Here is a 26,160-nt window from a genome sequence, read left to right on the forward strand (position 1 = left end):
AGACAGGAGTTGAACCCGGGTTCGTGAACCCGTTCGTTTCGCAGCCGTGCCGGCCGATCGACCGGCGAGCAGCCGCCCGCAGTCGCGCAGAGCGACGCCCGGGGCGCCCGATCAGGTTGCTACTACGCGGTTCGCGTCCGGGAGATCCCTGTCATGGATGGCTCGTCGACGAGCCGGGGTTCGGCGTCACCGTGCCCCGGCCCGCCGACGAGCCATCAGTCACAGGAGGCCCCACGAGGTGAGCAGCCCGGTGATCTGCTCCCCCTCGGCTCCGGTCAGCAGCCGGCTCGGCGGGCGGACGTCGGGGCGGCACAGGCCGAGCCGGCCGAGTGCGTCCTTGACCACGCTGACGTTGTTGGCGTTCCCGTTGGCGGCGCGAAGTTCCTCGAACCGCCGGATCCGCTCCCAGACGGTCATCGCCGCCGGATAGTCCCCTGTGGACAGTGCGTGGAACATTTCCAGTGAAATCGCCGGGTCGACGTTCACCAGCCCGGAGGTGAAACCGGTGGCACCAACGGCGAAGTAGCCGGGTGCCGAAAGCTCGGCCAGTCCCGCGATCCACACGAACCGGTCGAAGCCGGCGTCGCGCGCGACCGAGCCGAACCGCACGGGGTCCGGCACCGCGTACTTGACGCCGATGACGTTCGGCGCCACCTCCCCGAGCGCGCGCAGCTGCTCGCCGGCGATCGCCGGGTTGCGGACGTAGAGCACGACACCCAGTTCCGGCACCGCGGCGGCGATCGCCGCGTGGTAGTCGACCCAGCCGTCACCGGAGATGTACGGGTGCACGGGCTGGTGGATCATGATCAGGTCGGCGCCGGCGTCCCGCGCGTGCGCGGCGGCCCGCGTCGCCGAAGCGACGTCGTGGCCGATCCCGGCGAGCACGCTCGCTCGGCCGGCCGCGGCCTCGACGGTGACCTCCAGGCACTGCCGGGCTTCGCTCGCGTCGAGTGCGTAGAACTCGCCGGTGTTCCCGTTCGGCGTCACGACCTCGATGCCGCCGGTGATCAGCCGGTCCACCAGCTTCGCGTACGTCTGGCCGTCGACGGCGCCGTCGGCGTCGAACGGTGTGACCGGGATGGCCACCACCCCGGACAGCCGCCGCTTCTGCTCCTCGAACGTCATCGGGTCCCCTTCGAATCGCCGGTCTCGGTGGTGCGTTCGCCGGACAACCCGAAGGCGACCCGGTCGATGAAATCGGTGATGTGCTTGCGCAGCAGGTGTTCGGTCTGCCGGGCGTTGCCGCTCTCGGCGGCGTTCAGGATCGCCCGGTGTTCGGCCGCTTCGCCCTGCCAGGTCGGGCTGATGCCCCAGCCGGTGACGGTGATCAGCGCGGCCTGGTCCCGCAACCCGTCCAGGACCTCGACCAGCAGCGGGTTCCCGCACCCGGCGTAGAGAGCCCGGTGGAACAGCCGGTTGGTCAGGCTGGCCTTCGCGCGGTCGCCGGCCGCGGCGCCGGTCTCGACCCCGGCGAGCGCTTGCCGCGCTTCCCCGAAGTCCGCACCGCGCTCGACAGCACGCCGGACGGCTTCGGGCTCGAGCAGCACGCGCAGGTCGTAGACCGCGTAGGCGCTTTCGGCGTCCATGACCCGGACCGCCGCCCCCTTGTACGTGCTCATCGTGACCAAACCGGAACCGGCCAGGATCCGCAGTGCCTCGCGCACCGGCGTCTTCGACACCCCGAGCAGGGCGCCGACCTCGGCTTCGACGAGCGTTTCACCCGGCCGGAACTCGCCACTCAAGATCGCTTCCTTGATCGCGTCACGGACGAAATCCGTCCGTGAAACGGGCGGCGGCGGCCTCCGGGCCGAAGAAGTGCTCGCCACTGGCATGTCCGATCTGATATACGATGCGACATACAACATTATCACGGACCTAGGGAGCAGCCATGCGGCGTTGCACCGGCTTCCGATTCCGACGAGTGCTGCTGGCGGTGAGTCTCGCCGCCGGTCTGACGGCGTGCGGTGCCCCCGGCGGCGACGGCGGTCAAGCGGCGGATCCCCAGGCCGTGCCGGACAAACCGAGCAAGCCGGTCGAGCTGAACATCCTCGACGTCGCCGGCAACCTGCAGCTCACCAAGCAGATGATCGAGAACTTCAAGGCCGCCCACCCGGAAGTGCTCTCGAAGGTCACCTATTCGACGGCGCCCGCGCCGAGCATGGCGGGCAAGCTGAAGGCCGAGCAGGACGGCGGCGTCGCCCAGACCCACCTGGTCCTCAGCGGCACCGACGGCCTCTCCGCCGGCATCGCGAACGGCACGCTGGCCAAGGTCTTCCCGGACTTCGCCGGCCGGTTCCCGAACCTGATGCAGAACTACCAGGAACCCGCGGCGAAGATGCAGGAGCTGGCCAACGGCTACGGCGTCGAGCTCGTCTACTCCCCGGCCGGCCCGCTGCTGGAGTACAACCCGGGCGCCGTGGCCGCCGCCCCGGCGTCCCCGCAGCAGCTGCTCGACTGGGCGAAGGCGCACCCGGAGAAGTTCCAGTACGCCCAGCCGTCGAACTCCGGCCCGGGTCGCACCTTCCTGATGGGCCTGCCGTACCTGCTCGGCGACAAGGACCCCAAGGACCCGGACAAGGGCTGGGACAAGACCTGGGCGTTCTTGCAGGAGCTCGGCCAGTACGTCAAGTACTACCCGTCGGGCACCACGGAGACGATGAAGAACCTCGCGTCGGGTGCGGTGGACATGGTCACGTCGATGACCGGCTGGGACCTCAACCCGCGCAAGCTCGGCACGGTGCCCAACACGGTGAAGACCGCGATGATGCAGCCGATGCACTGGGTCACCGACGCCCAATACGCCCTGATCCCGAAGGGCCTTTCGCCCGATCAGGAGTCGGCGATCCTGCAGCTGATCGCGTGGATGCTCAAGCCGGACCAGCAGGCGATCGCCTACGACGACGGCTATTTCTACCCCGGCCCGGCGGTCAAGGACGTCACCCTCCAGATGGCACCGCAGAAGAGCCAGGCCACGATCCAGCAGTTCGGCCGCCCGGAGTACGAGCAGTGGATCGCGCAGTACCCCAAGGAGACCTCGCTGCCCGCCGAGCAGCAGGTCAAGGCGTTCGACAAGTGGAACCAGCTGGTCGGCGGCTCGAAGGTCGGCAAGAAGTGAAGTTCGAGCAACTGCGGCTGGACGGCGTTTCGCGCAGCTTCGGCACCGCGAACGCCCTGCGCGGCCTCGACCTGGCCATCGCCCGCGGCGAGTTCGTGGCCCTGCTCGGCCCGTCCGGCTGCGGCAAGTCGACCGCGCTGAACTGCCTGGCCGGCCTGCTGCCCCTCACCGCGGGCAGCATCTGGCTCGACGACACCCGGATCGACGGGCAGCCGCCGGAGCAGCGCGGGTTCGGGATGGTCTTCCAGAACTACGCGTTGTTCCCGCACATGTCCGTCCGCGCCAACGTCGGGTTCGGCCTCAAGATGCGCAAGGTCGGCCGCGCCGAGGCCCGCCGGCGCGTCGACGAGGCCCTCCGGCTCGTCCAGCTCACCGAGCACGCGGCGAAGTTCCCCGCCCAGCTGTCCGGGGGACAGCAGCAGCGCGTCGCCATCGCCCGCGCCGTGGTGCTGGAGCCGCCGGTGGTGCTGATGGACGAACCCCTGTCCAACCTGGACGCCAAGCTCCGCCTGGAGATGCGGATGGAGATCCGCCGCCTCCACCAGACGCTCGGCCTGACCACGGTGTACGTCACCCACGACCAGGAGGAGGCCCTGTCACTGGCCGACCGCCTGGTGGTGCTGCGCGAGGGCGCGGTCCAGCAGATCGGCACCCCCGAGGAGGTCTACGCCCAGCCGGTGAACAGCTACGTCGCGTCGTTCATGGGCTACCGCAACCTCCTCGACCTGACGGTCACCGGCGCCGCGCGTTCCTCGGCCACCGTCGAGGGCGACGGCATCCGGCTGACCGGCGCGAACCGCGGCTCGCTCACCGAAGGCCCGGCGAAGGTGGCCATCCGCCCCGAGGACTTCGTCGTCGGCGACGGTACGGAGAACGCACTCGACGTCACGGTCGAGATCGTCGAGTACCACGGCCGCGAGCTGTCGGTCTCGGCCCGGCTGGCGACCGGGGTGCCGGTCTACTTCCGGACCGACAAACGCCTCGCCTCCGGCGACACCGTGAAGATCGCCGTCCCGGCCGAGCGGGTCCTGGTGTTCGCGCCGTGACCGCCTCGACCGCCGCTGCGACGACCGCCCGCCCCGCGCTACGGCACCGCCTGGCCGAACGCGGCATCGACCGCACCCTGCTGCTCCTGGTGCCTGGCCTGCTGGTCACGGCCTGCCTGTTCCTGTACCCCTTCCTCTACGGCCTCCAGTTGTCGTTCGCGCCGCGCAAGGGCGGGGTCTTCGCGAACTACGCGCGGTTCTTCGGCGACCCGTACCTGCGCAACACCATCTGGACGACGCTGGGCATCGCGTTGCCCGCGACCTTCGTCAACGTCCTCGCCAGCATCCCGATCGCCTACGTGATGCGCGGCCGCGTCCGCGGCAAACGCCTCCTGACGACGATCCTGGTCGTGCCGATCACGCTCGGCACGGTCCTCACCGCGCAGGGCCTGATCATGTACGGCGGACCGGCGGGCTGGCTGAACAAGGTGCTCACCGTCCTCGGCGTCACCGACCAGCCGTTGCCGCTGATCCACAACTACACCGGCGTGCTGCTGTCCCTGGTGATCACCGGCTTCCCGTTCTCCTTCCTGCTGACGTTGTCCTACCTCTCGGGCATCGACCCCTCCCTGGAGAAGGCGGCCGCGACGCTCGGCGCGAACGGCGTCCAGCGCTTCCGGCGGATCACGCTGCCCCTGCTGGCGCCCGGCTTGGCGATCACCTTCTGCCTTTCGTTCGTGATGGCGTTCTCGGTGTTCCCCTCGGCCCAGCTCGTCGGCGACCCGGCGAACGAGACCCGTGTCATCTCGATCGCGGCCTACCACGCCGCGTTCGAGGAGTACGACTACTCGATGGGTTCGGCCGTCGCGATGCTCATGGCGGTGGTCATGCTGATCGTGATCGGCCTGGTCATGGCGTGGCGCGGCACGCTGTACCGCGGAGCGACCGGAGGCAAGGGATGACCGGCTGGGTCGCGCGTCCCGGACGTTGGGTCGTCTGGGCCGTGGTGGTCTTCTTCTTCGTCAACCTCGCCGGCGTGGTGCTCTCGGTGGTCGTCGACTCGTTCGGCACCCAGTGGTTCGGCAGCTGGCTCCCGGACGGCTTCACCACCCACTGGTACGCCGACGCGTGGCGCGAGTTCGGTCTGCCGGACGTCCTCCTCACGACGGCGATCGTCGCGCTGGTGGTGATCGCCGTGTCGGTGGCGGTCGGCGTCCCGGCCGCCTACGCGCTGGCCCGCCGCTCGTTCCCCGGCAAGCGCCTGGTGATGCTGCTGTTCGTGCTGCCGATCCTGATCCCTCCCATCACCTACGGCATCCCGCTGGCCACCGTGCTGTACAAGTTCCACCTGGCCGGCACGATCACCGGCGTCATCCTGGCCAACCTGGTGCCCTCCGTGCCGTTCGTGGTGCTGACGATGACGCCGTTCATCGAGCAGATCGACCCGAAGATCGAAGCCGCGGCCCGCATGTCCGGCGCGCGAACCGTCTCGGTGTTCACCCGGATCCTGGGCCCGCTGCTGCTGCCGGGCATCCTGGCCGCGTCGATCCTGGTGCTGGTGCGCACGGTGGGCATGTTCGAGCTGACGTTCCTCACCGCCGGCCCGGACTCGACGACCCTCGTGGTGGCGCTGTACAACTCCGTGTTCGCCGCGGGCATCCGCGCCAACCAGTCGGTCGACGCCATGGCGACCATCTACACCGCGTCCATGATCGTGCTCCTTCTCGTCGCGCTGCGGTTCGTGAACCCGACCCAGCTGGTCACCCGGATCCGGGAGGAGACCTAGTCCGTTCGCTCATGTGATCGACAATACCGCGAAACGTCGAACACCTGATCGACACGATCGGGCGAATCGACCCTTGCCCCTCCCCCGTGGGGAGGTGTCACGCTGACGGCATGCGCTATTCGATCGGCGACCTGGCCCGCCGGACCGGGTTGACGATCAAGGCCGTCCGGTTCTACTCCGACCGCGGCCTCGTGCCACCGTCCGGCCGCAACGCCGCAGGTCACCGCCAGTACGACGACGCCGCGCTCGCCCGGCTCGACCTCGTCCGGACCCTCCGCGAGCTGGGTCTCGGCCTCGCCTCGATCCGCCGGATCCTCGACGGCGAAGCGACCGTCGCCGACATCGCGGCGAGGCACGCCGAGGCTCTGGCCGTGGAGATCCGCGTGCTGGGGCTGCGGAAAGCGGTGTTGACGGCCATCGCCGCTCGCGGCTCGACCACCGAGGAGACGAGACTCGTGCACCAGCTGGCCCGACTGTCCGAAGAGGAACGCCGTCGCCTGGTCGGCGACTTCCTCGCCGAAGCACTGGGTGACCGCCCCGCCCTCGCCGGGCTCGCCCGCACGCTGACCCCGGAACTGCCCGCCGACCCGAGCCCCGGCCAGCTCGACGCCTGGATCGAACTGGCCGAGCTGACCCAGGACACCGGCTTCCGCGCCGCCCTCCGCCGCCTCGCGGACCAGCACGAAGGTGGTCTCCGCCGGGACCTGGCCGCCGAGGTGCGCGACGCCGTCACGCCGGCCTTGGCGGCCGGGATCGCTCCCGGCTCGCCGCAGGCCGCGGCGATCGTCGACGGCCTCGGCCGCGACCCCGGCGAGCTGCGGGCCTGGCTCGGTGCCGTCCACGATCCCCGCCGCGAGCGGTACCTGGAACTGCTCGCGGTGATCAACGGCTGGGCCCCGCCGGAGAGCCTGACGCCCGCGCTCGACTGGCTGACCGCGGCTACGGCTTCCTGACCGCCGCACCGATCCGCGCCAGGACGACGTCCGCCGGGGCGGGGTCGAGCCGGCTTCCGTCGCGCAGCCGCACGGAGAGCTGCCCCGCGGCGACCTCCTGCGGGCCGAGCACGGCCTGGTACGGGACCAGCCGTCCGTCCCGGATCCGCGCGCCGAGGCTGCCGTCCGACGCGATCTCCGCGCGCAGATCGCCGCACCGGTCCAGGATTTCCCGCGCGTACGGACGTTCCGACGGCGACACCGGCAGCAGCCGGAGCTGCACCGGCGCCAGCCAGGCCGGGAACGCGCCGCCGTGGACCTCGACCAGCTGGGCCACGGCGCGCTCGGCGCTGCCGATGATGCTTCGGTGCACCATGACCGGCCGGTGCTTCGCCGCGTCGGCGCCGACGTACTCGAGGCCGAACCGCGCGGGGTGGTGGAAGTCGACCTGGACGGTGGACAGGGTCGATTCACGACCCGCGCCGTCGGCGATCTGGACGTCGATCTTGGGTCCGTAGAACGCGGCTTCGCCCTCGACGGCGTCGTAGGCGAGCCCGCTGCGGTCGAGGACCGAACGCAGGATGCCCGCGGCGCGGTCCCACTCCCCGGCGACGTACTTCCCGCCGTCGCCGGGCAGGGACAGGCGGTAACGCGACGCGCTGATGCCCAGCGCGTCGTAGGCTCGCCGGATCAGGGCCAGTGCGGCGACGGCCTCGTCTTCGACCTGGTCGAGGGTGCAGAAGATGTGCGCGTCGTTGAGCTGGATGGCGCGCACCCGGTTCAGCCCGCCGAGCACACCGGAGAGTTCGGCCCGGTACATCCCGCCGAGCTCGGCGATCCGCAGCGGCAGTTCGCGGTAGCTGCGGCCGCGCGAACGGTAGATCAGCGCGTGGTGCGGGCACAGGCTGGGCCGCAGCACGAGCTGCTCGCCGCCGACGTCCATGGGCGGGAACATGTCGTCCCGGTAGTGCGCCCAGTGCCCCGAGAGCTCGTACAGCTCGCGTTTGCCCAGCACCGGCGAATGCACGTGCCGGTACCCCGCGCGCCGTTCGAGGTCGCGGACGTACTCCTCCAGGCCGTGGCGGACGAGCGCGCCGTCGGGCAGCCAGTAGGGCAGGCCGGAGCCGATCAGCGGGTCGGTGCCGAACAGGCCGAGTTCGCGGCCGAGCTTGCGGTGGTCGTGCATGGTGGACTCCCTCGTGGACGGCGAGGCGGGTCACCACAAGACGAAGCCCGGGGCACCCGCCCCGGGCTGGAACATCGTTCAGCGCGCCGGGACACTCTCCGGCGTCGTCTGTGCAGCGCGCTTCATGGAATCGAGGTTAGCGGGCGCCGCTACGGATTTTCAGGAGTTCAGGAACAGCTCCAGCTGCTCGACGACGAACGCGTGGTCGTCGGCCTGCGGGAGCCCGGACACGCCGACCGTGCCGACCGGCCCGACCCCGCGCACCAGCACCGGGAACACGCCGCCGTGCGCCGCGTAGCGGTCCAGATCGAGGCGGGAGTGCTCCTCGAACGAGCCGCCCTTCGCCCGGAACTGCGTCCCGACGAAGAAGGAGCTGTGCCCGTAGCGGTCGACGACGCGGCTCTTGCGGTCGATCCAGGCGTCGTTGTCGGCCGAGGTCCCGGGCAGCGCGGCGTGGAAGAGCCGCTGGCCGTTGCGCCGGATCGAGATCGTCACCGGCAGCCCCCGTTCCCGGGCGGCGTCCAGCATCTGCCGGCCGAGGGCGAGGGCCGTCTCGTTGTCGAACTTCGTGAACTGGAGGCGTTCCTCCTGGTCGGCGAGCTGCGCGAGGCGGTCGGCTTCGGTCATGGGGCTATTAAATCAACAGCGTTGTTTAATTACCAGTGAACTCGGTCAGTGACAGCACGTTGCCGTCCGGATCGCGGAACCACGCGATCCGCCCGCCGGGCGTGGTCCAGATTTTGTCGGTGTCCTGTGGCAGCGTGTCGAACGTGAGGAACTCGACGCCACGGCCACGCAGCCCGGTCACCGCCACCCGGATGTCGGCGACCGCCCAGCCGAGCACCGTGAACGGCTGTGGCGTGAATTCGGCGACGGCGGTGACGCGCAGCATGGTCGCGCCACTGCGGAACACGCACGCGAAGGGGGTCTGCTCGATGAACTCGAGCCCGGCGACGTCCGTGTAGAAGGCGCGTGAGCGCTCCAGGTCGGTCGAGGGTGCGAAGGCGACCAGATCCGCGGAGTCGAGCATGGGGAACCACCTCTCTCGGCGGCGAAGGTACTCCTTGTGCCGGGGTGCCGGCGTGGGGAAGCTGCGGGGAGGAGGTGGGCATGGGCCGGATCCGGCGCCGCACGGTGCTCGGCGGCGCGGCCGCGGCGACCGTCGCCGGCGCGCTGCCCGTGGCGTGCGCTCCGGTGCCGCGGAAGGGCACGGTCGACGACGTCCGCCACGTCGTCGTGCTGATGCAGGAGAACCGGTCGTTCGACCACTACTACGGCACCATGGCGGGCGTACGCGGCTTCGGTGACCGCGCGGCGCTGCGCGACGTCTTCCGTCAACGCGCGAACGGCGGTCCGGTGCTCCCGTTCCGGATCGACACGTCGCTTGTGGACGGTCAGGACCTCGGCGAGCTGCCGCACGACTGGAACAGCACGCACCGAGCGTGGAACGGTGGCGCGTACGACCGCTGGATCGCGGCGAAGAGCCCCATGACGATGGGGTACTTCACGCGGGAGGACATCCCGTTCCAGCGCGCGCTGGCGAGCGCCTTCACCCTGTGCGACAACTACTTCTGCTCGATCCAGGGCCCGACGCACCCCAACCGGCTCTACCACTGGACCGGCACGATCGACCCGGACGGCATCGCCGGCGGTCCCGCGACGCACAACGCGCCCGACTACGAGCCTTCCTTCCGCTGGACGACGTACCCGGAGCGGCTGGAGGCGGCGGGTGTCTCGTGGCGGATCTACGCGAACGACGAAGAGCGCGGCGTTCCCGAGCACTTCGTCGGCGACTACGGCGACAACCCGCTCTGGCTGTTCCAGAACTTCCACGACGCCCTGTACTCGATGGATCCGGTGAAACGGCGGCTGGCCGACCGCGCCAACCTGCGCAAGAAGCTCAAGCCCGATTCGGGCCAGGGGAAGAACCTCGACCACGTGCTGGCCGAGTTCATCGCCGACTGCGCGGCGGGAACACTGCCCGCGGTCTCGTGGGTCGTGGCCCCGTACGGCTACTGCGAGCACCCCGCCGCGCGGCCGGTCGACGGCGCCGCTTACCTCCAGCGCATGCTGAAAGCGTTGTGGGACCGGCCGGAGCTGTGGGAATCAACCGTCGTCTTCATCAACTACGACGAAAACGACGGCTTCTTCGACCACGTCGTCCCCCCGACGCCGCCGCCCGGCACGCCCGGCGAGTACCTGCCGGGGAACCGGCCGGAGAAGGGACGGCCGTCCGGGCCGCCCGCTCCGATCGGGCTGGGCCCGCGCGTGCCGATGACGGTCGTTTCGCCGTGGAGCCGCGGCGGCTGGGTGAACTCACAGGTCTTCGACCACACGTCGGTGCTGCGCTTCCTGGAGACGTGGACCGGCGTGCGTGAACCGAACATCTCGGCGTGGCGCCGGGCCATCTGCGGCGACCTGACCAGCTGTTTCGACTTCCGCTCGCCCGACACGACCATCCCGCTGCTGCCGGACGCGGACGCGTTGCGCGCCCAAGCCGACCGGACGCAGTCCCGGCTGCCCAAGCCCGGGCTGGGGCCGGACGCGCTGGTGCAGGACCCGGGCACGGCGAAGGCGCGCCCGCTGCCGTACCAGCCGGTCGCCTGGGCCGCGGCCGAGCCGGCCGTCCTCAAGCTGCACCTGGCCAACCACGGGACGCAGGCGCTGCAGCTGGCCGCGTACGCCTACCACGCGGGCGGGGCGTCGCAGCGCTTCGACGTCGGCCCCGGCAGCTCGGTGACGGGGGAAGTTCCGCACGGCGGGACCTACGACGTCGCCATCCACGGTCCGAACGGCTTCGTCGTCGAGGCTTCGGGCGGTGTGGGCCTCGACGCCGCCGTCACGTTCGTCAGCACGCCCGCACTGCGGGTGACGGTGACCAACAGCGGGCCCTCGCCGGTCACGCTGAACGACGTCACCCTCGCGCCGGGCGGCTCGCACGAGTTCCCGGTCCCGGCGAAGAACGGCTGGTACGACGTGACGTTCGAGACGCCGGGGTGGCGCCGCCGCTTCGCCGGTCACCTGGAAGACGGCCGCCCGTCGCGGACCGGGCCCTGACTCAGGGCGTCCAGCGCGAAGGCGGCGAGCATCGCGACCCCGCTCGGCATCGCGTCCTCGTCGAAGACGACGCGGTTGGAGTGGTTCGCCGCCGCCTCGGCCGGGTCGACGCCGGGCGGGCACGCGCCGAGGAACGCGTAGGCGCCGGGCACGCGTTGCAGGACGTAGGAAAAGTCCTCGGCGCCCATCAGCGGGTCGGCGAGCAGCTCGACGTTGCCGGGCCCGAGCACGGCCGCGCCGAGCTGCAGCACCTCGGCGGCGACCCGGTCGTCGTTGACGGTCACCGGGTAGCCCGGCTCGACGTCGGCGACCACGCGGCAGCCGTAGGCCGCGCCGACCTGCTCGCACACCTTGGGCAGCTCGGTGCGGACCAGGGCCCGCGTGTGCTCGGACAGCGTGCGGATCGTGCCTTCGAGCTCGGCGGTCTCGGGGATGATGTTCGACGTCGTGCCGGCCTGGATCCGGGTCACCGAGAGCACCGCGGGGTCGAAGACGCTGACCCGGCGCGTGATCATCGTGTGCAGCGCCCCGACCATGGCCGCGGCGGCCGGCACGGGGTCGATCGCGTGCTGCGGCGAGGAGCCGTGGCCACCCTTGCCGGTGACGCGCACGTGGAACGAGTCCGCCGACGCCATCAGCGGGCCGGGCCGCAGCTGCAGCAGGCCGCTGCGCGCGTTGGCGAGGATGTGCACGCCGAACGCGCGCTCGACCCGCGTCCCGGCCGCGTCGAGGACACCCTCGTGGATCATGAACCGGGCGCCGTGGTGACCCTCCTCACCCGGCTGGAACATGAACACGACCGAGCCGGCCAGCTGGTCCGTGCGCCCCGCGAGCAGCCGTGCCGCCGAGGCCAGCATCGCGACGTGCGTGTCGTGCCCGCACGCGTGCATCGACTCCGGGTCCTCGGACGCGAAGTCGACGCCGGTCTCCTCAGTCAGCGGCAGGGCGTCCATGTCGCCGCGCAGCAGCACCGCCGGACCCGGCCGCGCGCCGCGCAGGACGGCCGTCAGCGACGTCGTGGACTTGCCTTCGGTGATCTCCAGCGGCAGGTCGGCGAGGGCTTCCCTGATCGCCGCCTGCGTGCGCGGCAGCTGGAGGCCCTGTTCCGGCCTGCGGTGCACGGCGCGCCGGAGCGCGACCGTCCGGCCTTGCAGGGCCCGCGCGTCGTCGAGGAGGCCGGCGAACGGGGTGCCGGGCAAGGTGGGCAGGTCAGTGGGTCCGGTCATGCTCCCGATAGTGGCCCATGCGGCGCTTCGGGCGCACCGTGCGTGCGCCGGATCGAGCGGCGGAATACGGTGTGCGCATGGCGGTGGATGAGCCGGTCACGGGCTTCGCGGTGGCCGTGGTCCGGGAAGAGGGCCGGTGGCGGTGCAGTGCGCTCGACCCGGGGGCGTTGACCGAGCTCGACGCGGCGATCACGGAACTGGGCAAACTACGCTCCACCGGCGCGTCCTTCGGGCTGCTGGCGGTCGACGACGAGTTCTTCGTGATCGTCCGGCCGAGCCCGCGGGGGCCGTCGTTGCTGCTCTCGGACGCGGCGGCGGCGCTGGACTACGACATCGCGGCGGACGTCCTCGACGTCCTGCGTGTCGATCCGCCGGACGAGGAGGACGACTCCGTCTGGCCCGAAGGCGACCTGGAGATCCTGGCGGATCTCGGGCTGCCCGGGCCGGAACTGGAGGTCATCGTCGGCGAGGTCGACCTCTACCCGGACGAGCAGCTGCAGATGGTCGCGCAGCGGTGCGGGTTCGGCACCGAGTTCGCCAAGCTCCTGGACGAGCTCTGAGACGCCCGTCCGACACCGAGGCCGTGGAGGCGGCGCTGGAAGCAGCGCGCGCCCCCGGCACGGACGTGCCGATCGGGGCGGTGGTCTTCGGCCCCGACGGCGTCCCACTGGCCGCGGCCCGCAACGCGCGCATCGAGCTGGGCGACCCGACGGCGCACGCGGAGGTGCTGGCGCTGCGCGCGGCCGCCAAGGTCGTGGGCGACGGCTGGCGGCTCGAAGGCTGCACGCTGGCGGTGACGCTGGAGCCGTGCACGATGTGCGCGGGCGCGCTGGTGCTGGCGCGCATCGCGCGGCTGGTGTTCGGCGCGTGGGAGCCCAAGACGGGCGCGGTGGGCTCGTTGTGGGACGTCGTGCGCGACCAGCGGCTCAACCACCGTCCGGAGGTGCACGGCGGCGTCCTGGTGGACGAGTGCGCCGGGCTCCTGGAGACGTACTTCGCGACGCGTCGCTGATTCGCGAGAAGGCCGGCGCAGCCGCCTCACGGGCGGGCAGCCGACCCCTCGTGAGACCCGCATCGGCCCTCGGGTATTGTTCTTGGCGGTGGCGTGTCCGAGCGGCCGAAGGAGCACGACTCGAAATCGTGTGACGGCTAATCCCCGTCCGTGGGTTCAAATCCCACCGCCACCGCTCTCAACAGGCAAAACGCCCGGCGACCCTCATGGGGTTGCCGGGCGTTCTGCTGTCCCGTCTCAGTTTCCGTCTCAAATGCCCCCTGATCAGGCGGGCACCAGCGCGCCTTCCGGGCCGTCGTCCTCCTCGTCTTCGTCCTCCGGATCGGCCCACATGTGGGCGCCCACCTGCTCCGCCACCGACGTCACAAGCTCGGTGTTGACGTGCATGTACCGCTTGGCCACGGCCGCGTTGGACCAGCCCATCAGCTCCATCACGGCGGGCAGCGGCACCCTGAGCTCAAGCAGCACCGTGGCGGCCGTGTGCCGCGCGTCGTGAAGCCTCGCGTTGCGCACACCTGCCAAGCGCAGCAACGCTTTCCACGCTCGGTTGTCCGGCGTCGGGTGCGCCGGCCGGCCGATCGGCGTGGCGAACACCCAGTCCCCTTCCTCCCAGAGGTCTGCCGCCGCCTCGCGCTCTTCGGCCTGCTGGACGCGGTGCGCCTCCAGGGCCTCGATCACCGGTCGGGGAAGGCTGATGACGCGGCGTCCGGCCCGCGACTTCACCTCGCCGACGACCAGGCCGCCGCCGTAGCGCTCCGGCAGTACGCGCCGTGCTCGTGCCCGCACGGCTTGTCGGACGTGCACCCGTGCTGCCAGTTCAGTTGCTGGATCGAGCGGCGCATGGTGAGCGTGCCGGAGCCGCGCCGCGCCGGGCACTCGACGGCGGTGAGCTTCCGACGGCAGGCTTCACCGCGCGCGCACCCGTGCTTCCACGTGATCGTGACGTCGGACCACTTCAGACCAAGCGACTCACCGCGGCGGAGTCCGAGCGACAGCGCCACGATGAACCGAGCGCCGTTCCGGATCCCCCCGGCGGCCATGATCAGGCGTCGCGCTTCGTCGCGCGAGAACGGCACGATCTCTTCCTCTTCGACACGCGGCGCTTTCGCGATGCGTGCGGGATTCTCGACGATGTGCCGTCGCCGTACCGCTTCGTTGAGCGCAGCTCGGACGGTCCGGTGTGCGAGGTGCGCGGTCGACGGCTTGAGTCCTTTTTGGAGAATTTTTCCGGTAAGCCACCTCCAGGTGCTCAGGCTGCAACTTGTCGAGCCGGTGCGCTCCCATGCTCGGAATGAGGTGCTTGTACACCGACGCTCGGTATCCGACCATCGTCGTGAGGCGAACCGTTGGTGCCGCGATATTCTCGACCCAGTGGGTAAGTCATTGCTCGACGGTCAGACTCCGGCCCGCTTTCCGGACGCGGCCGGAATCGCGCTGACGCTCAAGCTCGCGTACCGCGTCGATGATTTCCGTTTCCGTCTTCCGCTCGACGTGTCGCCGGTCCGGTTTACCGTCATCCTTAATTCCCATCGTGACACGGCCGTGCCACTTCCCGTCCTTGCCGAGGTAGATGCTGCTCGCGCCGTTCGGGGCGCGGGTGCCCTCAGGACGTTTTTTGCGTGCCATTTAGGTTCCCTTCAGGCTGCGTTCGCGACGGAAGTGAGCTGGTCGACGTAGGCCGCGAGTGCCGCGGCTGGAACCCTGCGGAGGTGACCGATTCGCACGGTGGCGATTTCGCCAGTATAGAAGTTTATTGTACTGGTCGTATACAGCTATTCGCTCTTCGGAGGGCAACCGCGGGAGCCCGATGCGGACACTGTGGACTCGGCGGCCGCCTTGCCCACAACGGACACGGCGGGGGGCCAGGCGCCCGCCGCTGACGCCCCGGAACCACCAACGGCCGTCAGATGTCCGATATCCGGCTGCGAAACGATGAACGCGGCCAGGGCCGAAGTGTGCGCCGGATGTGACACCCCGTTGTCCAACCACGCCCGCCTGGCCGCGTACCCGGCATACCTGTTCAACCGCGGTCTCGCCGAAGCCCGCGCCGGACGGCTCGCCCGCGCGCGTGACCTGTTCGCCGCGGTCGTTCACTGGTGCCCGCTCGACGTCGAAGCCCGCAATGCCCTCGCGCTGGCCAACTTCGAATTGGGCGACACCGAAGAAGCGCGCCGCCACTGGAACGAGGTCGTGACGAAGCAGCCGGACAACCCGTTCGCCACTCAGGGACTCGAACGCCTCAAGGCCCCCGCCCCGTAACCACGCGCCGGTCATTGAGGAAAGGATCACCGGGCCACGCAGACGTCTCCCCTGTCGATCTGCAGTCACGACGACCCGGCCAACCGGAGACCCAGCATGCTCGCTGCACTCACCAGAAGGCATCGCGCTTGCTCCGGACGACGGACGCTACTTAAGTCCCATGTTCGGGGCTGTGGACCTCACCCGGGTCCCAAGCCGGGGAGTGCTCGCCGAGGCGCCGGTTCTGCCACACTCCGACGGTCCAGGTCGCGATCAGGCTCGCCATCGCCTCGACCGTGAGTCGCGTCGGCCTCGGGATCGGCGCCGCGGTCGTAGACGTCGACGCCGGTGTAGCCGGGTAGCGCCTCGAACAGCAGCGACCGGATCGCGCCGAACGTCCGCTCGACGGTCTGCTTGTCGGTCGGGCGCAGCACCAGCGCAGGCAAGCTGAAGGCGTTCGAGCCGCAGACCCACTGACGGAGGAAGTGGCGCACGAGTGGAGATCGTGCTGCGCAACCAGTGACCGACCCTCTTCGATCCGATTCGACGGCCTGCTCGGTTGCGGCGTAAGTTTCACGTCCCGCGCGGGTCTCGCCGTCGGGGAGTGGATGCCGGATCGGCTCGGTCACGCTCGCCGATATCGAGACGGCACAAGGTATCCATGGCGATCCCCGGGCCGCGGCGACGTCCGGCGGATGATCACCTGCCGCCGTCGGGCGCAAGACGTCGTTGACCTGCCGCCGACCGGGTTCGTACCATCCTGGCGAACCCATCGAGCGAACCGGTTCGACGCCGACTGCTCCCGTGGAGAGGGCACCGATGTCCAGCTCACCGCACCAGGTTCCGAGGTGCCAGGCGAACCGGCCGCTCGCCCTGCTCGTCGTCCTGGCCGGGGTGCTGGTGCCGGCGGCGCGGCCCCACGCGGCGGCGAGCACCTTCACCCTCGGAGCCCGGCGTACGGACACCGCCGGTCGCGCGCTGCAGTTGCACGGCCTCGGCATCGTCCAGGTCGGCACCACCTGGTACGGCTTCGGTGAGGACAAGGCCGGCCAGACGACGGCGAACACCGCCTTCCGGGACATCCCCTGCTACACCTCGACCGATCTGGCGAACTGGACCCACCAGGGGATCGTGCTGGCGAAACAGGCCAGTGGCGACCTCAGACCGAACCCGCATCGCGGAACGGCCCAAGGTCATCTACAACGCCACCACCCGGACGTACGTGATGTACCTGCACATCGACAACACGAGCTACTCCGATCAGCGGTCGGGGTTCCCGACCGTTGAAGAGCCCGCGCCCCAGCCGGATGTCGCGCGGTCGGCCACCTCGCACCCACCCCGCACCGACGATCCCGGTGCCGCTGGTGGTGCCCGCGTTGGGCGATGTCGAAGCACAGCCCGGACTGAACCGGCAGCGGAAGCTGCGGACCTGACGCCGCCACCACAGTTCCACGCACTCACGGGAGACGATGATGATCGACCCGCAGGACCAAGGACGATCCATCCGCCGGCGCACGGTTCTCGGCGGGGGGCTCGCCGCTCTGGGGGCCGTGGCCCTGCCAGGCGGGATCGCGTCGGGCGCGCCCGACGCGGCACCCGAAGCCGCGGCGGCGTGGGTGGACCCGCCCAACGGTTACCCCGAGTGGAACAACAACATCGGGATCTTCGAGGTCAACTCGGAGCCGCCGCACGCGACCTCCATGCCGTACGCCGACCTCCAGCAGGCGCTGGACGCCGACCGCACCACGTCGCCGTACCGGCTCGACCTCACCGGGCCGTGGCGGTTCAAGCACGTTGCCAAGCCCGCCGACCGTGACCTGAACTTCCACCGCACCGACGTCGACGACACCGCCTGGCCGACCATCCCGGTGCCCGCCAACTGGCAGCAGCACGGCTACGACTTCCCGATCTACACCAACTACACCTACCCCTGGTGGGGCGCCAACGGGCAGAACGAGAACGCCCAGCCGCCGTTCGCGCCGACGCGGTTCAACCCGGTCGGCCAGTACCGCCGGCGGTTCGACCTCCCGGCCGCCTGGCAGGGGCGGCGGGTCCACCTGCACTTCGAGGGCGTCAAGTCCGGGTTCTACCTGTGGGTCAACGGAACGAAGGTCGGATACCGCGAGGGCTCGTACACGCCGGCCGAGTTCGACGTCACCGACTACCTCCGGGCCGGCTCCAACCTGGTCGCGGTCGAGGTCTACCGGTTCCCGGACGGGGACTGGATGGAGGACCAGGACATGATCCGGCTGTCCGGGATCTTCCGGCCGGTCTTCCTGTACTCGGTGCCCGCGGTGCACCTGCGCGACTTCACGCTCACCACCCCGTTGCGGGACAACTACACCAACGCCGACCTGGCGGTGAAGGTCGCGGTGCGCAACCGCGGCGCGCAGCAGTCGGGGACGTACTCGGTGGAGGTCCAGCTCTACGACGCCAACCGGCAGGCCGTCTGGCCGTCGCCCCTGCGGGTACCGGTGAACGTGGGCGCGGTGCCGGTCGGGCAGGACGCGACGGCGCAGGGTTCCCAGGCCGTCCAGGGCCCGAAGCTCTGGTCGGCCGAGCACCCGAACCTCTACACCGCCGTGCTGCAACTGCGCGACGCGGCCGGCGCGGTCACCCAGACCGCGTCGGCACGGGTCGGCTTCCGCGAGTTCACGCTCTCGGGGGGCCTGATGCGGATCAACGGTCAGCCCGTGTCGTTGCGCGGCACCAACCGGCACGAGACGAACCCCGACCGCGGGCAGGCGTTGACCCGCGAGGACATGGTCACCGACATCAAGCTGATGAAGCGGCTCAACATCAACGCCGTCCGGACCTCGCACTACCCCAACAACGCGGTGTGGTACGACCTCGCCGACGAGTACGGCATCTACGTCATGGACGAGGCCAACCTGGAGACCCACGGCGTGCGGGACAACTACCCCGACTCCAACTCCGCCTGGACCGCGGCCGTCGTGGACCGGGCCGTCCAGATGGTGCACCGCGACAAGAACCACCCGTCGGTCGTCATCTGGTCGCTCGGCAACGAGGCGGGCGGCGGCAGCAACTTCGTATCGATGCGCAACGCGATCCGCTCGGCCGACCCGACCCGGATCGTCCACTACGAGGGCGACAACCGGCGCGAGGTCAGTGACATCCGGTCCCGGATGTACGAGAGCCCGTCCACGGTCGAGGGCCGCGCCAGGGACACCTCCGACACCCGCCCGTACGTGATGATCGAGTACTCGCACTCGATGGGCAACTCCACCGGCAACTTCAAGGAGTACTGGGACATCGTCCGGCGCTATCCGATCCTGCAAGGCGGGTACATCTGGGACTTCGTCGACCAGGGCCTGCGCCGGCCGATCCCCTCGGGCGGCAGCGGGACCTACCTCGCGTACGGCGGCGACTGGGGCGACAACCCCAACGACGGCAACTTCTGCGCCAACGGCATCGTCACCGCGGACCGGCGGCCGTCCGGCAAGGCGGCCGAGGTCAAGCGGGTTTACCAGGCGATCACCGTCTCGGCGGGCGCGGACGTCACCAGCGGGGTCGTCAAGATCACCAACGAGAACCTGTTCACCAACGTCAACGAGTTCACCGGCCGGTGGACGCTGGTCGCCGACGGCACAGCCGTCCAAAGTGGAGCGCTCACCGCCGCGCAGCTCGACATCGCGCCGTTGACGAGCAAGACCGTGCAGCTGCCCGTGCAGCGGCCGACCGCCCCGGCGCCGGGGGAGGAGCACTTCCTCGAACTGTCGTTCACCCTTACGACCACCACGGCCTGGGCCGACGCGGGGTACGAGGTGGCGCGGCAACAGCTCCCGGTGAACTTCTCCAGCCCGCCCGTCGTGCCGACGCCGGTGGCGGACGTGCCGGCGTTGACGGTCACGGAGGCCAGTGACCGCGTCACCGTCGCGGGCACGGACTTCACCGTCGTCTTCGCCAAGGCGACCGGCACGATCAGCTCGTTCGACGCGATGGGCGTGCGGCTGGTCAACTCCGGCCCGGTGCCGAACTTCTGGCGCGCGCCCACGGACAACGACCGGGGCAACGGCCAGCCCAGCCGCAACGGCACCTGGCGGCGTGCCGGCCTGGACCGGACCGTGACCGGGTTCTCCGTCAGCAAGCCGTCGGACCGCGCCGTCCGGATCGCGGTCACCGGCACCCTGCCGACCAGCACCACGTCGACGTACACCACGACGTACACGGTGTACGGCAACGGGGAGATCAAGGTGGACAACACCCTGCACCCCGGGGCGACCAGCCTGCCGTACATCCCGGAGGTGGGCACGATCCTGTTCCTGCCCGCGGACCTGGAACAGGTGCGCTACTACGGCCGTGGGCCGGAGGAGAACCACTGGGACCGCAACAGCGGGTCCGACGTCGGTGTGTACTCCTCGACCGTCTCGGGGCAGTGGACCGGTTACATCCGGCCGCAGGAGAACGGCAACAAGACCGACGTGCGGTGGGTAGCGTTGGTCAACGGCAGCGGCCGTGGCCTGCTCGCGTTCGGCGAACCGCTGCTGGAGGTGAACGCGTCGCACTTCACCCCGGAGGACCTGTCGACCGGTGCCCGGCACGACTACCAGTTGACGCGGCGGTCGGAGGTCGTGCTGCGGCTCAACCACCGCCAGATGGGTGTCGGCGGCAACGACAGCTGGGGCGCGCAGACTCTGGACCAGTACAAGCTGTTCGCCAACCGGGACTACTCCTACACCTACCGGCTGCGGCCCCTGCCGGATGTCGGCCAGGCCCTGGCGATGTCCCGGCGACCGGTGGAGACGGCAGGCGGCGGCAGCGGTCCGCAGACCGGCGTGTACTACCGGCTGGTGGCCCAGCACAGCGGCAAGGCCGCGGACATCAACGGCGCGTCCACCGCGGCCGGCGCGCTGATGATCCAGTGGTCGGTGTCCAGCGGGCTCAACCAGCAGTTCGACTTCGTCGACTCGGGTAGCGGCTACTACCGGATTCGGGCGCGGCACAGCGGCCTGGTGTTGCAGGTCGCGAGTTCGAGCACCGGCGCCGACATCAGCCAGCAACCCGATTCCAACGCCGCGAGCCAGCAGTGGCGCGTGGTGGACCAGGGCGGCGGCACGGTGAGCCTGGTCAACCGCCAGAGCGGCCTGGCGATGGACGTGTTCAACGCGTCGACCGCCGACGGCGCCCGCATCTCGCAGTGGACCCCGGGCGGCGGTGCCAACCAGCGCTTCGCCCTCCAGCGCGTGTGAGCCGGTAGTCCGGGTGCGGACCCACCTGGCGCAGGTACCGAGGTACCTGCGCCAGGTCGGTCCCCGTTGACCCACCGCCCTGTTCCGAACAATCGCTCAACCCGCGTCGTCAGGTGAGGGCTCGAAGCCCTTGGCGATCAGCCACACGCCCAGTGAGAGCTCCCACAGTGCGATCGGAAGTGCCGCGAGCCCCGACTGCGCGGAGGTTCGTCCCCAGACGTCGAACAGCACGGCGGTGCAGGAGGCGACGAGCAGGGGCGCTCCGATGAATCCGAGCAGCGGGAGAACTCGTGGGACCAGGCGCGATCTGTACAGCAGGAAGCCCAGCAGCAGGGCGTTGACGGCATGGAGGAGGCTTTGTCCGAGCAGGAAGGTCCGGTCGCAGCCTGATCAAAGATTTTCATCCACAAGTCTTGACGATTGCTCCCCTTCTCTTCGTCAGCGTGCTACTAGCGCTGGTCTCAGTAGTCACTGAGAGACGAGAAAGAGGCTGAAACAGCGACAAAGTGGAGGTGCTCTCCACATGATGCTGTTTCCGCCTCTTTTGACCACAGGTGTGCAATGCGTGTGCAAGCCGACTTCGCGACCATCGCAGGGACGTGACAACCTGCAGGTCAGAACCACGCGCCGCCCCGCTACAGCCCATCCCTTCGGAAGCAGTGGTCAAAGCAGAGCTGGCCCGTCGGCGGTCTGTCTGCTTTCTGCGCGGTACTGCTGCGTCCCAGCTCACGCCGTCTCAGTCCCCGTCTCAGTTCGCCCGTGTTCAAACCAGTCCAGCCTTGTTCCGGTGAGCCTCTGAGCTGGGCGGGAGTACCCCATGACACCTGTGCGAACAGGGCGCATCGGAACTCGAAATCGTGTGACGGCTAATCCCCGTCCGTGGGTTCAAATCCCACCGCCACCGCTCTTACCGCAAAACGTCCGGCGACCCTCATGGGGTTGCCGGGCGTTTTGCTGTTCCGTCTCAGACGCCCCCTGATCAGGTGCGTACGAGCGTGCCTTCCGGGCCGTCGTCTTCGTCGTCCGGATCAGGCAAGGGCACCTTGAGTTCGAGCCGCACCGTGGAGGCCGTGTGCCGTGCGTCGTGGAAGCGCGTTGCGGACGCTTGCCAGGCGCAGCAACGCTTTCACGCCCGGTTGTGCTTGAGCACGGCTGGAGCAGCGGTCGGTGGCCCCTGACCCGCGCTTCGTCACGTCCCGCGCGTTGTGGCAACCGGCGACGCCGGCCCGCTAGGCTGGCGAATGTGACCTGGCCGCCCACTCCGATCGTCACCGAGCGGCTCGTGCTGCGGCAGTCCGAGGCCCGCGACCGCGCGGCGTACGTGGAGCTGTTCGCTTCACCGGAAGTGGGAACGTACATCGGCGGATCACAGCCGCGAGCGGACGTCGAGAGGGCGGTATCGGAGCTGCCCGGCCGCCGTTTCGGCTCGTTCGTGGCGGAGCTCGACGGCGCGATGATCGGCATGATCACCTTCGACGGCGGCGATGCGGGGGAAACCGAAATCGGCTACCTGTTCCTGCCCTCGGCGTGGGGGCAGGGGTACGCGACGGAGGCGTGCGTGGGAGCGCTTGCCTGGTTCGCTTCCACACGACCCGGCGAGTCGGTCGCGTTGCGCACCCAGACCGCCAACACCGCCTCCCTCCGGCTCGCGGCGAAGCTGGGCTTCACCGAGGTGAAGCGGTATGTGGAGTACGGCGCCGAACAATGGCTCGGCGTCTGGTCCCCAGACCGCTGACCGCCCGCGCCGTGTCCTGAGCGGTCATGCGGCGCAGACGGACCTCAGGAAGCCACGGCAAGAGCCGTCCGCTTGACTTGAAGTGCTCTTGAAGTGTGACGGTGGTCGGCACCAGCTGATCTTGAGGAGCGCACCATGACCGTTCTCGTCACCGGGGCCACCGGCCACACCGGACGGCACGTCGTCGCCGGCCTGAAGGCCGCGGGCGTGGATACGAGAGTCCTTGTCCGGGATTCCGCGAAGGCGCCCGAAGGTGTCGACGTCGTCCGGGGCGACCTCACCGATCCCGCCGAGGCCGCCGCCGGGGTCGACGCCGTCTACCTGCTCTGGCCCTTCTTCGCCGCCGACGGCATCGAGAAAGCCGTGGAACCCTTCAGGGGCAAGAAAATCGTCTACCTCTCCGCCATGTCCGCCGAAGACGGGGGCGTGTGGGGAGACGTCGAGGCCGCCATCGAAAAGGTCACGGACGACTGGACCTTCCTCCGCGTCACCGGTCTCGCCACCAACGCGCTCGCCTGGGCGCCGCAAGCCGGCACCGGGGTGGTCCGGGCGCCTTACGGGCAAGCGAAGCGGTCGGTCGTCCACGAACGCGACGTCGCCGACATGGCCGTCAAGGCACTCACCGAGGACCACGCGAAGCAGGTTTACCTCGTCACCGGTCCGGAATCCGTTGCGCAGGCGGAACAGGTCCGGCTCATCGGCGAAGCTCTCGGAAAGCCTGTCGTGTGGGAAGAACAGCCGCCGGAGGAAGCGAAAGCACAGCTGAGTACCCACCTGGGTGCGGAATTCGCGGCCGGTGCGGTGGACTATTGGGCGTCGCTCGTCGAGGACCCGGAACCCGTCTCGCTGGACGTCGCCCGGGTCACCGGGCATCCCGCGCGGCCCTTCGGCGAATGGGCCCGCGAGCACTTCAGCTGAGCTGGACGATCGGCGTCGTCAACGGCTCCAGCTCCTCGGCCAGCGAGGACAAGGCCGCGATCTTCGTGGAGATCGCGCGGACCACCGCTGTGCACGCGACGCTGACCTCGCTCACGACTTCGGCGGACCGGTCGCCCGTCAGGACCGCCGCTGCCGCGTCCTGCGCGCCGGTGGCCAGCGCGCAAACCTCCGCGGCCGCAGCCACCGCGAGCTCGTCGAGCCGGTCGGCGATCCGGAGACCCAACGCCGCCGTCTCGGCCGCCACGCGGGCCGCCGCGGCGTACTGACCGTCCACTGTGTCCGCCCAGGTGCCGAACGTTTCGGCGCTGCCTCCGTTTTCGGCGTGGTCGACACCGGCGCGGAACTCTGCCTGGGCCGAGGTCACCGCCAGCGCGCCGGTGTCGACCGCCGAGGCGGACGTGCGGATCGACGCCGGTGCGCAGTCGAGGTGCCGCAGCGCCGCGACCGGGTCGGGAACGCCGAGACGCCCGGCCGCCGCACGCAACGACGTCAGGCGCGCCGCCGCCGCGGTCAGGGCCGGGTGCTCGAAGACCTCGCCGAGAGCGGTCACGGCGCCACCGCCAACCGCCCCCGGAAACCGGTGCTCCGGGTGCTCTCCGCCGCCATGCGCAGCCGGCCCGCCAGATCCGACGTCTCGTCACCGAGGACGCGCGCGTCGGCTTCACGGGCCGCGAGGGCCGCCGCCCAGCGCGCCGCGAGTTCACGGGCCTGCGGCGAGATGCCGAACGGCGTCGAGTCGACGCGGGCTTCGGCGAACCGGCCCGCTGCCTTGTCGTCGGCGGCCGCCGCCTGGTCGAGCAGGTCGGCTCCGGCGCGCAGCCGGTCACTCCGCTTCGGGGGGGTCCGGGTGGCGGAGCCCCCGGTCTCGGGGCGGAGCTCCGGGTTGTCACTACCGATCCGCGAGCCTCTGCCTTCCGGCATGGGGACCTCCGTCATCAAGGGCGCTCACCCGATCGTGGAAGATCTTGCCTCATGGTCCTGAGCCGTCCGCATCCCGGTGACCTGCGGCGTTGCCGACGTTCCACCAGGTGGACGTCTTGACCGCACGCCGGGAAGGCAGCGACCATGAACACATGCCCGCCACCTCGGAAAGTACGCCGATCCGGGCCTTCGTGCGGTCGATCGGGGAGGGTGTCGCGGCGCTCCTGCTGCGGCGCGGTCGTCTGGGTTCGCCGCCCGCCTGACGCGAACCGGCGTCCGAACTCCCCGAAAACCCTTGGAGCACAACCATGTCCGTAGATCTGCCTGCTCGGATTCAGCTGCGCGAGGCCCTTACGCCCGCGGATGGCATCGTCGAAGGCCCCCGGATCCTCCGAGAACCGCAGGAGGAGTACGAACTGTTCACCCTCCGCCCGCTGAGCCGGGTGATCGGCGCCGAGGTCGACGGCGTCGACCTGGGTGCGCCGCTGGGCCCCGAACTGCGCGACGAACTCAATCGGGCCCTGCTCGAGTGGAAGGTGCTCTTCTTCCGCGACCAGCGGATCACCTCGGCGCAGCAACGCGCGTTCGCCGCGAACTGGGGCGAACTGGAGACCAACCCGTTCATCCCGCGGGGTGACGACGAAGCGGTCACGCGCTTCGAGCGCACCGCGGCCATGCCCGGCTACGAGAACATCTGGCACACCGACGTCACCTGGCGGCCGGAGCCGGCGCTCGGCTCGGTGCTGCGGCTGATCGAGGTGCCGCCCGTCGGTGGCGACACGATGTGGGCCGACATGGCCGCCGCCTACGACAACCTGCCCGAAGACGTCCGCGCCCGCATCGACGGGCTGGCCGCGGTGCACGACTACCTCCCCGGTTTCGACCGGTTCTCCGACCCGGAACTGCTGAGCCGCTGGCAGGAGCGCTTCCCGCCGGTGGAACACCCGGTGGTCCGGACGCACCCGGAGACCGGGCGGCGCACCCTGTTCGTCAACCAGGCGTTCACCACGCACATCGTCGGACTGGACCGGGCCGAGAGCGACCGGCTGCTGCGGTACCTGTTCCTGCAGGCACACACGCCCGAATTCCAGGTCCGGTTCAGCTGGCGGCCGAACTCGGTCGCGTTCTGGGACAACCGTGCGACGCAGCACTACGCGGTCAACGACTACCACCCCCACGTCCGGATCGCGGAGCGCGTCGCCATCGCGGGCGACCGGCCGCATTGAGCCTTAGCCTGGAGTCATGACCGACGAACCCCGGGTAGTGGTGACCGGTTTCCTGAAGGCTCTGGAAGAACTGGACGTCGACCGCGCACTGACGTTCGCGGCGAGCGACATCGTGTACCAGAACGTGCCGTTGCCGCCCGCCCGCGGCATCGCGGCGGTCGAGAAACAGCTGCGCGTGATGGCCCGGTTCGGCTCCGGGTTCGAGGCGCGGACGCACCACATCGCCGCGGACGGCAACGTCGTCCTCACCGAACGCACCGACGTGCTGCGCCGCGGAGCGTGGGAAGCGGAGTTCTGGGTGTGTGGCACGTTCGAGGTCGAGGCGGGCCGGATCGTGTTGTGGCGCGACTACTTCGACTGGACGACGGTGCTGGCCGCGAGCGCGAAGGGCGCCGGGCGGGTTGCGGTGGCCGGCGCGCGCACGCTCCTCGACCGGTACAAGGGGAGGCGGGCGGTGCGCTAGACCCGGTGCTCGCCGCGGTCGTGGTCCCGAAGGTCCACGACCGCGGCTATCCCCAGCACCAGCACGAACACGCAGCTGAGAACAATCAGCCCCCACATGATCGTTCTCCCTCCCCCCGCGTCGTGCCG

The 26,160-nt window shown here is 70.0% G+C and carries 29 protein-coding genes, 1 tRNA gene and 1 pseudogene; 17 read left to right on the forward strand and 14 right to left on the reverse strand.

Translation table 11 applies throughout. From position 1 onward, the window contains the following. Positions 1–219: 219 nt before the first annotated feature. Both AB0F15_RS20295 and AB0F15_RS20300 read right to left on the reverse strand, forming a co-directional pair. Positions 220–1,125, reverse strand: coding sequence for a dihydrodipicolinate synthase family protein (locus AB0F15_RS20295; RefSeq protein ID WP_360272193.1), 906 nt, complete (start codon positions 1,123–1,125; stop codon positions 220–222). Then, complete coding sequence (locus AB0F15_RS20300) at positions 1,122–1,826, reverse strand: GntR family transcriptional regulator (RefSeq protein WP_360272382.1); 705 nt, start codon at positions 1,824–1,826, stop codon at positions 1,122–1,124. The genes AB0F15_RS20295 and AB0F15_RS20300 overlap by 4 nt, the downstream gene beginning before the upstream one ends. A 62-nt stretch (positions 1,827–1,888) precedes the next feature. Here AB0F15_RS20300 and AB0F15_RS20305 point away from each other — a divergent pair, with 62 nt between their 5' ends. From AB0F15_RS20305 to AB0F15_RS20325, 5 genes are all read left to right on the forward strand, one after another. Beyond that, positions 1,889–3,115 carry an extracellular solute-binding protein gene (locus tag AB0F15_RS20305; RefSeq protein WP_360272196.1) on the forward strand — a complete coding sequence of 409 codons (1,227 nt, stop codon included), beginning with the start codon at positions 1,889–1,891 and terminating at the stop codon, positions 3,113–3,115. Next, the gene (locus AB0F15_RS20310; protein WP_360272198.1) at positions 3,112–4,161 is read left to right on the forward strand and encodes an ABC transporter ATP-binding protein; all 1,050 of its coding nucleotides are present in this window, start codon (positions 3,112–3,114) and stop codon (positions 4,159–4,161) included. The genes AB0F15_RS20305 and AB0F15_RS20310 overlap by 4 nt, the downstream gene beginning before the upstream one ends. Then, positions 4,158–5,063 carry a sugar ABC transporter permease gene (locus AB0F15_RS20315; RefSeq protein ID WP_360272201.1) on the forward strand — a complete coding sequence of 302 codons (906 nt, stop codon included), beginning with the start codon at positions 4,158–4,160 and terminating at the stop codon, positions 5,061–5,063. The genes AB0F15_RS20310 and AB0F15_RS20315 overlap by 4 nt, the downstream gene beginning before the upstream one ends. Next, positions 5,060–5,887: an ABC transporter permease subunit gene (locus AB0F15_RS20320; protein WP_360272203.1), complete on the forward strand. Its 828-nt coding sequence runs from the start codon at positions 5,060–5,062 to the stop codon at positions 5,885–5,887. The genes AB0F15_RS20315 and AB0F15_RS20320 overlap by 4 nt, the downstream gene beginning before the upstream one ends. A gap of 110 nt (positions 5,888–5,997) precedes the next feature. Next, on the forward strand, positions 5,998–6,840 hold the full coding sequence (locus AB0F15_RS20325) for a MerR family transcriptional regulator (protein ID WP_360272206.1): 843 nt from the start codon (positions 5,998–6,000) through the stop codon (positions 6,838–6,840). Here AB0F15_RS20325 and thrS read toward each other — a convergent pair. The 3 genes and pseudogenes from thrS to AB0F15_RS20340 all read right to left on the reverse strand — a co-directional run. Then, positions 6,827–8,008 (reverse strand): annotated as a pseudogene (gene thrS / locus AB0F15_RS20330) (threonine--tRNA ligase); the annotation flags it as partial. The gene AB0F15_RS20325 and the pseudogene thrS overlap by 14 nt on opposite strands. Before the next feature lie 156 nt (positions 8,009–8,164). Then, positions 8,165–8,632 (reverse strand): heme-degrading domain-containing protein, encoded by a 468-nt coding sequence (locus tag AB0F15_RS20335; protein WP_360272210.1) that lies wholly within the window; start codon positions 8,630–8,632, stop codon positions 8,165–8,167. 25 nt (positions 8,633–8,657) lie between these two features. Further along, positions 8,658–9,035 (reverse strand): VOC family protein, encoded by a 378-nt coding sequence (locus AB0F15_RS20340; protein ID WP_360272213.1) that lies wholly within the window; start codon positions 9,033–9,035, stop codon positions 8,658–8,660. Positions 9,036–9,115: 80 nt separating this feature from the next. Here AB0F15_RS20340 and AB0F15_RS20345 point away from each other — a divergent pair, with 80 nt between their 5' ends. Continuing rightward, positions 9,116–11,062 (forward strand): phosphocholine-specific phospholipase C, encoded by a 1,947-nt coding sequence (locus AB0F15_RS20345; RefSeq protein ID WP_360272216.1) that lies wholly within the window; start codon positions 9,116–9,118, stop codon positions 11,060–11,062. On the opposite strand, the gene AB0F15_RS20350 is transcribed toward AB0F15_RS20345, so the two are convergent. Continuing rightward, positions 11,023–12,288 carry a M20 family metallopeptidase gene (locus AB0F15_RS20350; RefSeq protein WP_360272219.1) on the reverse strand — a complete coding sequence of 422 codons (1,266 nt, stop codon included), beginning with the start codon at positions 12,286–12,288 and terminating at the stop codon, positions 11,023–11,025. The two genes, AB0F15_RS20345 and AB0F15_RS20350, sit on opposite strands and share 40 nt — an antisense overlap. A 77-nt stretch (positions 12,289–12,365) precedes the next feature. On the opposite strand from AB0F15_RS20350, the gene AB0F15_RS20355 reads away from it, so the two are divergent. From AB0F15_RS20355 to AB0F15_RS20365, 3 genes are all read left to right on the forward strand, one after another. After that, a complete protein-coding gene (locus AB0F15_RS20355; RefSeq protein ID WP_360272221.1) occupies positions 12,366–12,848 on the forward strand; it encodes a tRNA adenosine deaminase-associated protein in 483 nt (160 codons plus the stop codon). Between the two features lie 23 nt (positions 12,849–12,871). Then, positions 12,872–13,300: a nucleoside deaminase gene (locus AB0F15_RS20360; RefSeq protein WP_360272224.1), complete on the forward strand. Its 429-nt coding sequence runs from the start codon at positions 12,872–12,874 to the stop codon at positions 13,298–13,300. Between the two features lie 87 nt (positions 13,301–13,387). Next, positions 13,388–13,475: transfer RNA gene (locus tag AB0F15_RS20365), tRNA-Ser, on the forward strand. Positions 13,476–13,564: 89 nt separating this feature from the next. On the opposite strand, the gene AB0F15_RS20370 is transcribed toward AB0F15_RS20365, so the two are convergent. From AB0F15_RS20370 to AB0F15_RS20385, 4 genes are read right to left on the reverse strand one after another with little or no spacing between them, the layout of a single operon-like run. Beyond that, positions 13,565–14,086: a tyrosine-type recombinase/integrase gene (locus AB0F15_RS20370; RefSeq protein WP_360272385.1), complete on the reverse strand. Its 522-nt coding sequence runs from the start codon at positions 14,084–14,086 to the stop codon at positions 13,565–13,567. Beyond that, complete coding sequence (locus AB0F15_RS20375) at positions 14,020–14,376, reverse strand: hypothetical protein (protein WP_360272391.1); 357 nt, start codon at positions 14,374–14,376, stop codon at positions 14,020–14,022. Before AB0F15_RS20375 ends, AB0F15_RS20370 begins: the two co-directional genes overlap by 67 nt. Next, positions 14,270–14,629: a hypothetical protein gene (locus AB0F15_RS20380; RefSeq protein ID WP_360272227.1), complete on the reverse strand. Its 360-nt coding sequence runs from the start codon at positions 14,627–14,629 to the stop codon at positions 14,270–14,272. The genes AB0F15_RS20375 and AB0F15_RS20380 overlap by 107 nt, the downstream gene beginning before the upstream one ends. A gap of 51 nt (positions 14,630–14,680) precedes the next feature. Further along, the gene (locus tag AB0F15_RS20385) at positions 14,681–14,926 is read right to left on the reverse strand and encodes a hypothetical protein (RefSeq protein ID WP_360272229.1); all 246 of its coding nucleotides are present in this window, start codon (positions 14,924–14,926) and stop codon (positions 14,681–14,683) included. A 306-nt stretch (positions 14,927–15,232) separates the two neighbouring features. Between AB0F15_RS20385 and AB0F15_RS20390 the strand changes: the two genes are divergently transcribed. After that, on the forward strand, positions 15,233–15,559 hold the full coding sequence (locus tag AB0F15_RS20390) for a tetratricopeptide repeat protein (RefSeq protein WP_360272232.1): 327 nt from the start codon (positions 15,233–15,235) through the stop codon (positions 15,557–15,559). 179 nt (positions 15,560–15,738) lie between these two features. On the opposite strand, the gene AB0F15_RS20395 is transcribed toward AB0F15_RS20390, so the two are convergent. Further along, positions 15,739–16,032 carry a hypothetical protein gene (locus AB0F15_RS20395; protein WP_360272234.1) on the reverse strand — a complete coding sequence of 98 codons (294 nt, stop codon included), beginning with the start codon at positions 16,030–16,032 and terminating at the stop codon, positions 15,739–15,741. Between the two features lie 325 nt (positions 16,033–16,357). On the opposite strand from AB0F15_RS20395, the gene AB0F15_RS20400 reads away from it, so the two are divergent. After that, entirely contained in the window at positions 16,358–16,825 is a 468-nt protein-coding gene (locus tag AB0F15_RS20400; protein ID WP_360272237.1) for a hypothetical protein, read from the forward strand. 185 nt (positions 16,826–17,010) lie between these two features. Then, positions 17,011–20,748, forward strand: a complete 3,738-nt coding sequence (locus AB0F15_RS20405; protein WP_360272240.1) for a glycoside hydrolase family 2 TIM barrel-domain containing protein — start codon at positions 17,011–17,013, stop codon at positions 20,746–20,748. Between the two features lie 96 nt (positions 20,749–20,844). Here AB0F15_RS20405 and AB0F15_RS20410 read toward each other — a convergent pair whose 3' ends face one another. Continuing rightward, positions 20,845–21,117 carry a DUF4386 domain-containing protein gene (locus AB0F15_RS20410; protein ID WP_360272388.1) on the reverse strand — a complete coding sequence of 91 codons (273 nt, stop codon included), beginning with the start codon at positions 21,115–21,117 and terminating at the stop codon, positions 20,845–20,847. 874 nt (positions 21,118–21,991) lie between these two features. Between AB0F15_RS20410 and AB0F15_RS20415 the strand changes: the two genes are divergently transcribed. Both AB0F15_RS20415 and AB0F15_RS20420 read left to right on the forward strand, forming a co-directional pair. Beyond that, positions 21,992–22,483, forward strand: coding sequence for a GNAT family N-acetyltransferase (locus AB0F15_RS20415; RefSeq protein ID WP_360272242.1), 492 nt, complete (start codon positions 21,992–21,994; stop codon positions 22,481–22,483). Between the two features lie 135 nt (positions 22,484–22,618). Further along, complete coding sequence (locus tag AB0F15_RS20420; RefSeq protein WP_360272245.1) at positions 22,619–23,401, forward strand: NAD(P)H-binding protein; 783 nt, start codon at positions 22,619–22,621, stop codon at positions 23,399–23,401. On the opposite strand, the gene AB0F15_RS20425 is transcribed toward AB0F15_RS20420, so the two are convergent. Together AB0F15_RS20425 and AB0F15_RS20430 are read right to left on the reverse strand one after the other, a co-directional pair. Then, the gene (locus AB0F15_RS20425) at positions 23,394–23,972 is read right to left on the reverse strand and encodes a hypothetical protein (protein WP_360272247.1); all 579 of its coding nucleotides are present in this window, start codon (positions 23,970–23,972) and stop codon (positions 23,394–23,396) included. The two genes, AB0F15_RS20420 and AB0F15_RS20425, sit on opposite strands and share 8 nt — an antisense overlap. Then, entirely contained in the window at positions 23,969–24,343 is a 375-nt protein-coding gene (locus AB0F15_RS20430) for a hypothetical protein (protein ID WP_360272250.1), read from the reverse strand. Before AB0F15_RS20430 ends, AB0F15_RS20425 begins: the two co-directional genes overlap by 4 nt. Before the next feature lie 107 nt (positions 24,344–24,450). On the opposite strand from AB0F15_RS20430, the gene AB0F15_RS20435 reads away from it, so the two are divergent. Genes AB0F15_RS20435 through AB0F15_RS20445 form a run of 3 tightly spaced genes read left to right on the forward strand, consistent with a single transcriptional unit; the run spans position 24,451 to position 26,032 of the window. Further along, positions 24,451–24,606 (forward strand): hypothetical protein, encoded by a 156-nt coding sequence (locus AB0F15_RS20435; RefSeq protein ID WP_360272253.1) that lies wholly within the window; start codon positions 24,451–24,453, stop codon positions 24,604–24,606. 45 nt (positions 24,607–24,651) lie between these two features. Further along, complete coding sequence (locus AB0F15_RS20440) at positions 24,652–25,569, forward strand: TauD/TfdA family dioxygenase (protein WP_360272255.1); 918 nt, start codon at positions 24,652–24,654, stop codon at positions 25,567–25,569. Between the two features lie 16 nt (positions 25,570–25,585). Next, on the forward strand, positions 25,586–26,032 hold the full coding sequence (locus AB0F15_RS20445) for a limonene-1,2-epoxide hydrolase family protein (protein WP_360272258.1): 447 nt from the start codon (positions 25,586–25,588) through the stop codon (positions 26,030–26,032). The last annotated feature ends 128 nt before the right edge of the window (positions 26,033–26,160 follow it).

The organism is Amycolatopsis sp. NPDC026612, assembly GCF_040638285.1.
GTDB lineage: Bacteria > Actinomycetota > Actinomycetes > Mycobacteriales > Pseudonocardiaceae > Amycolatopsis.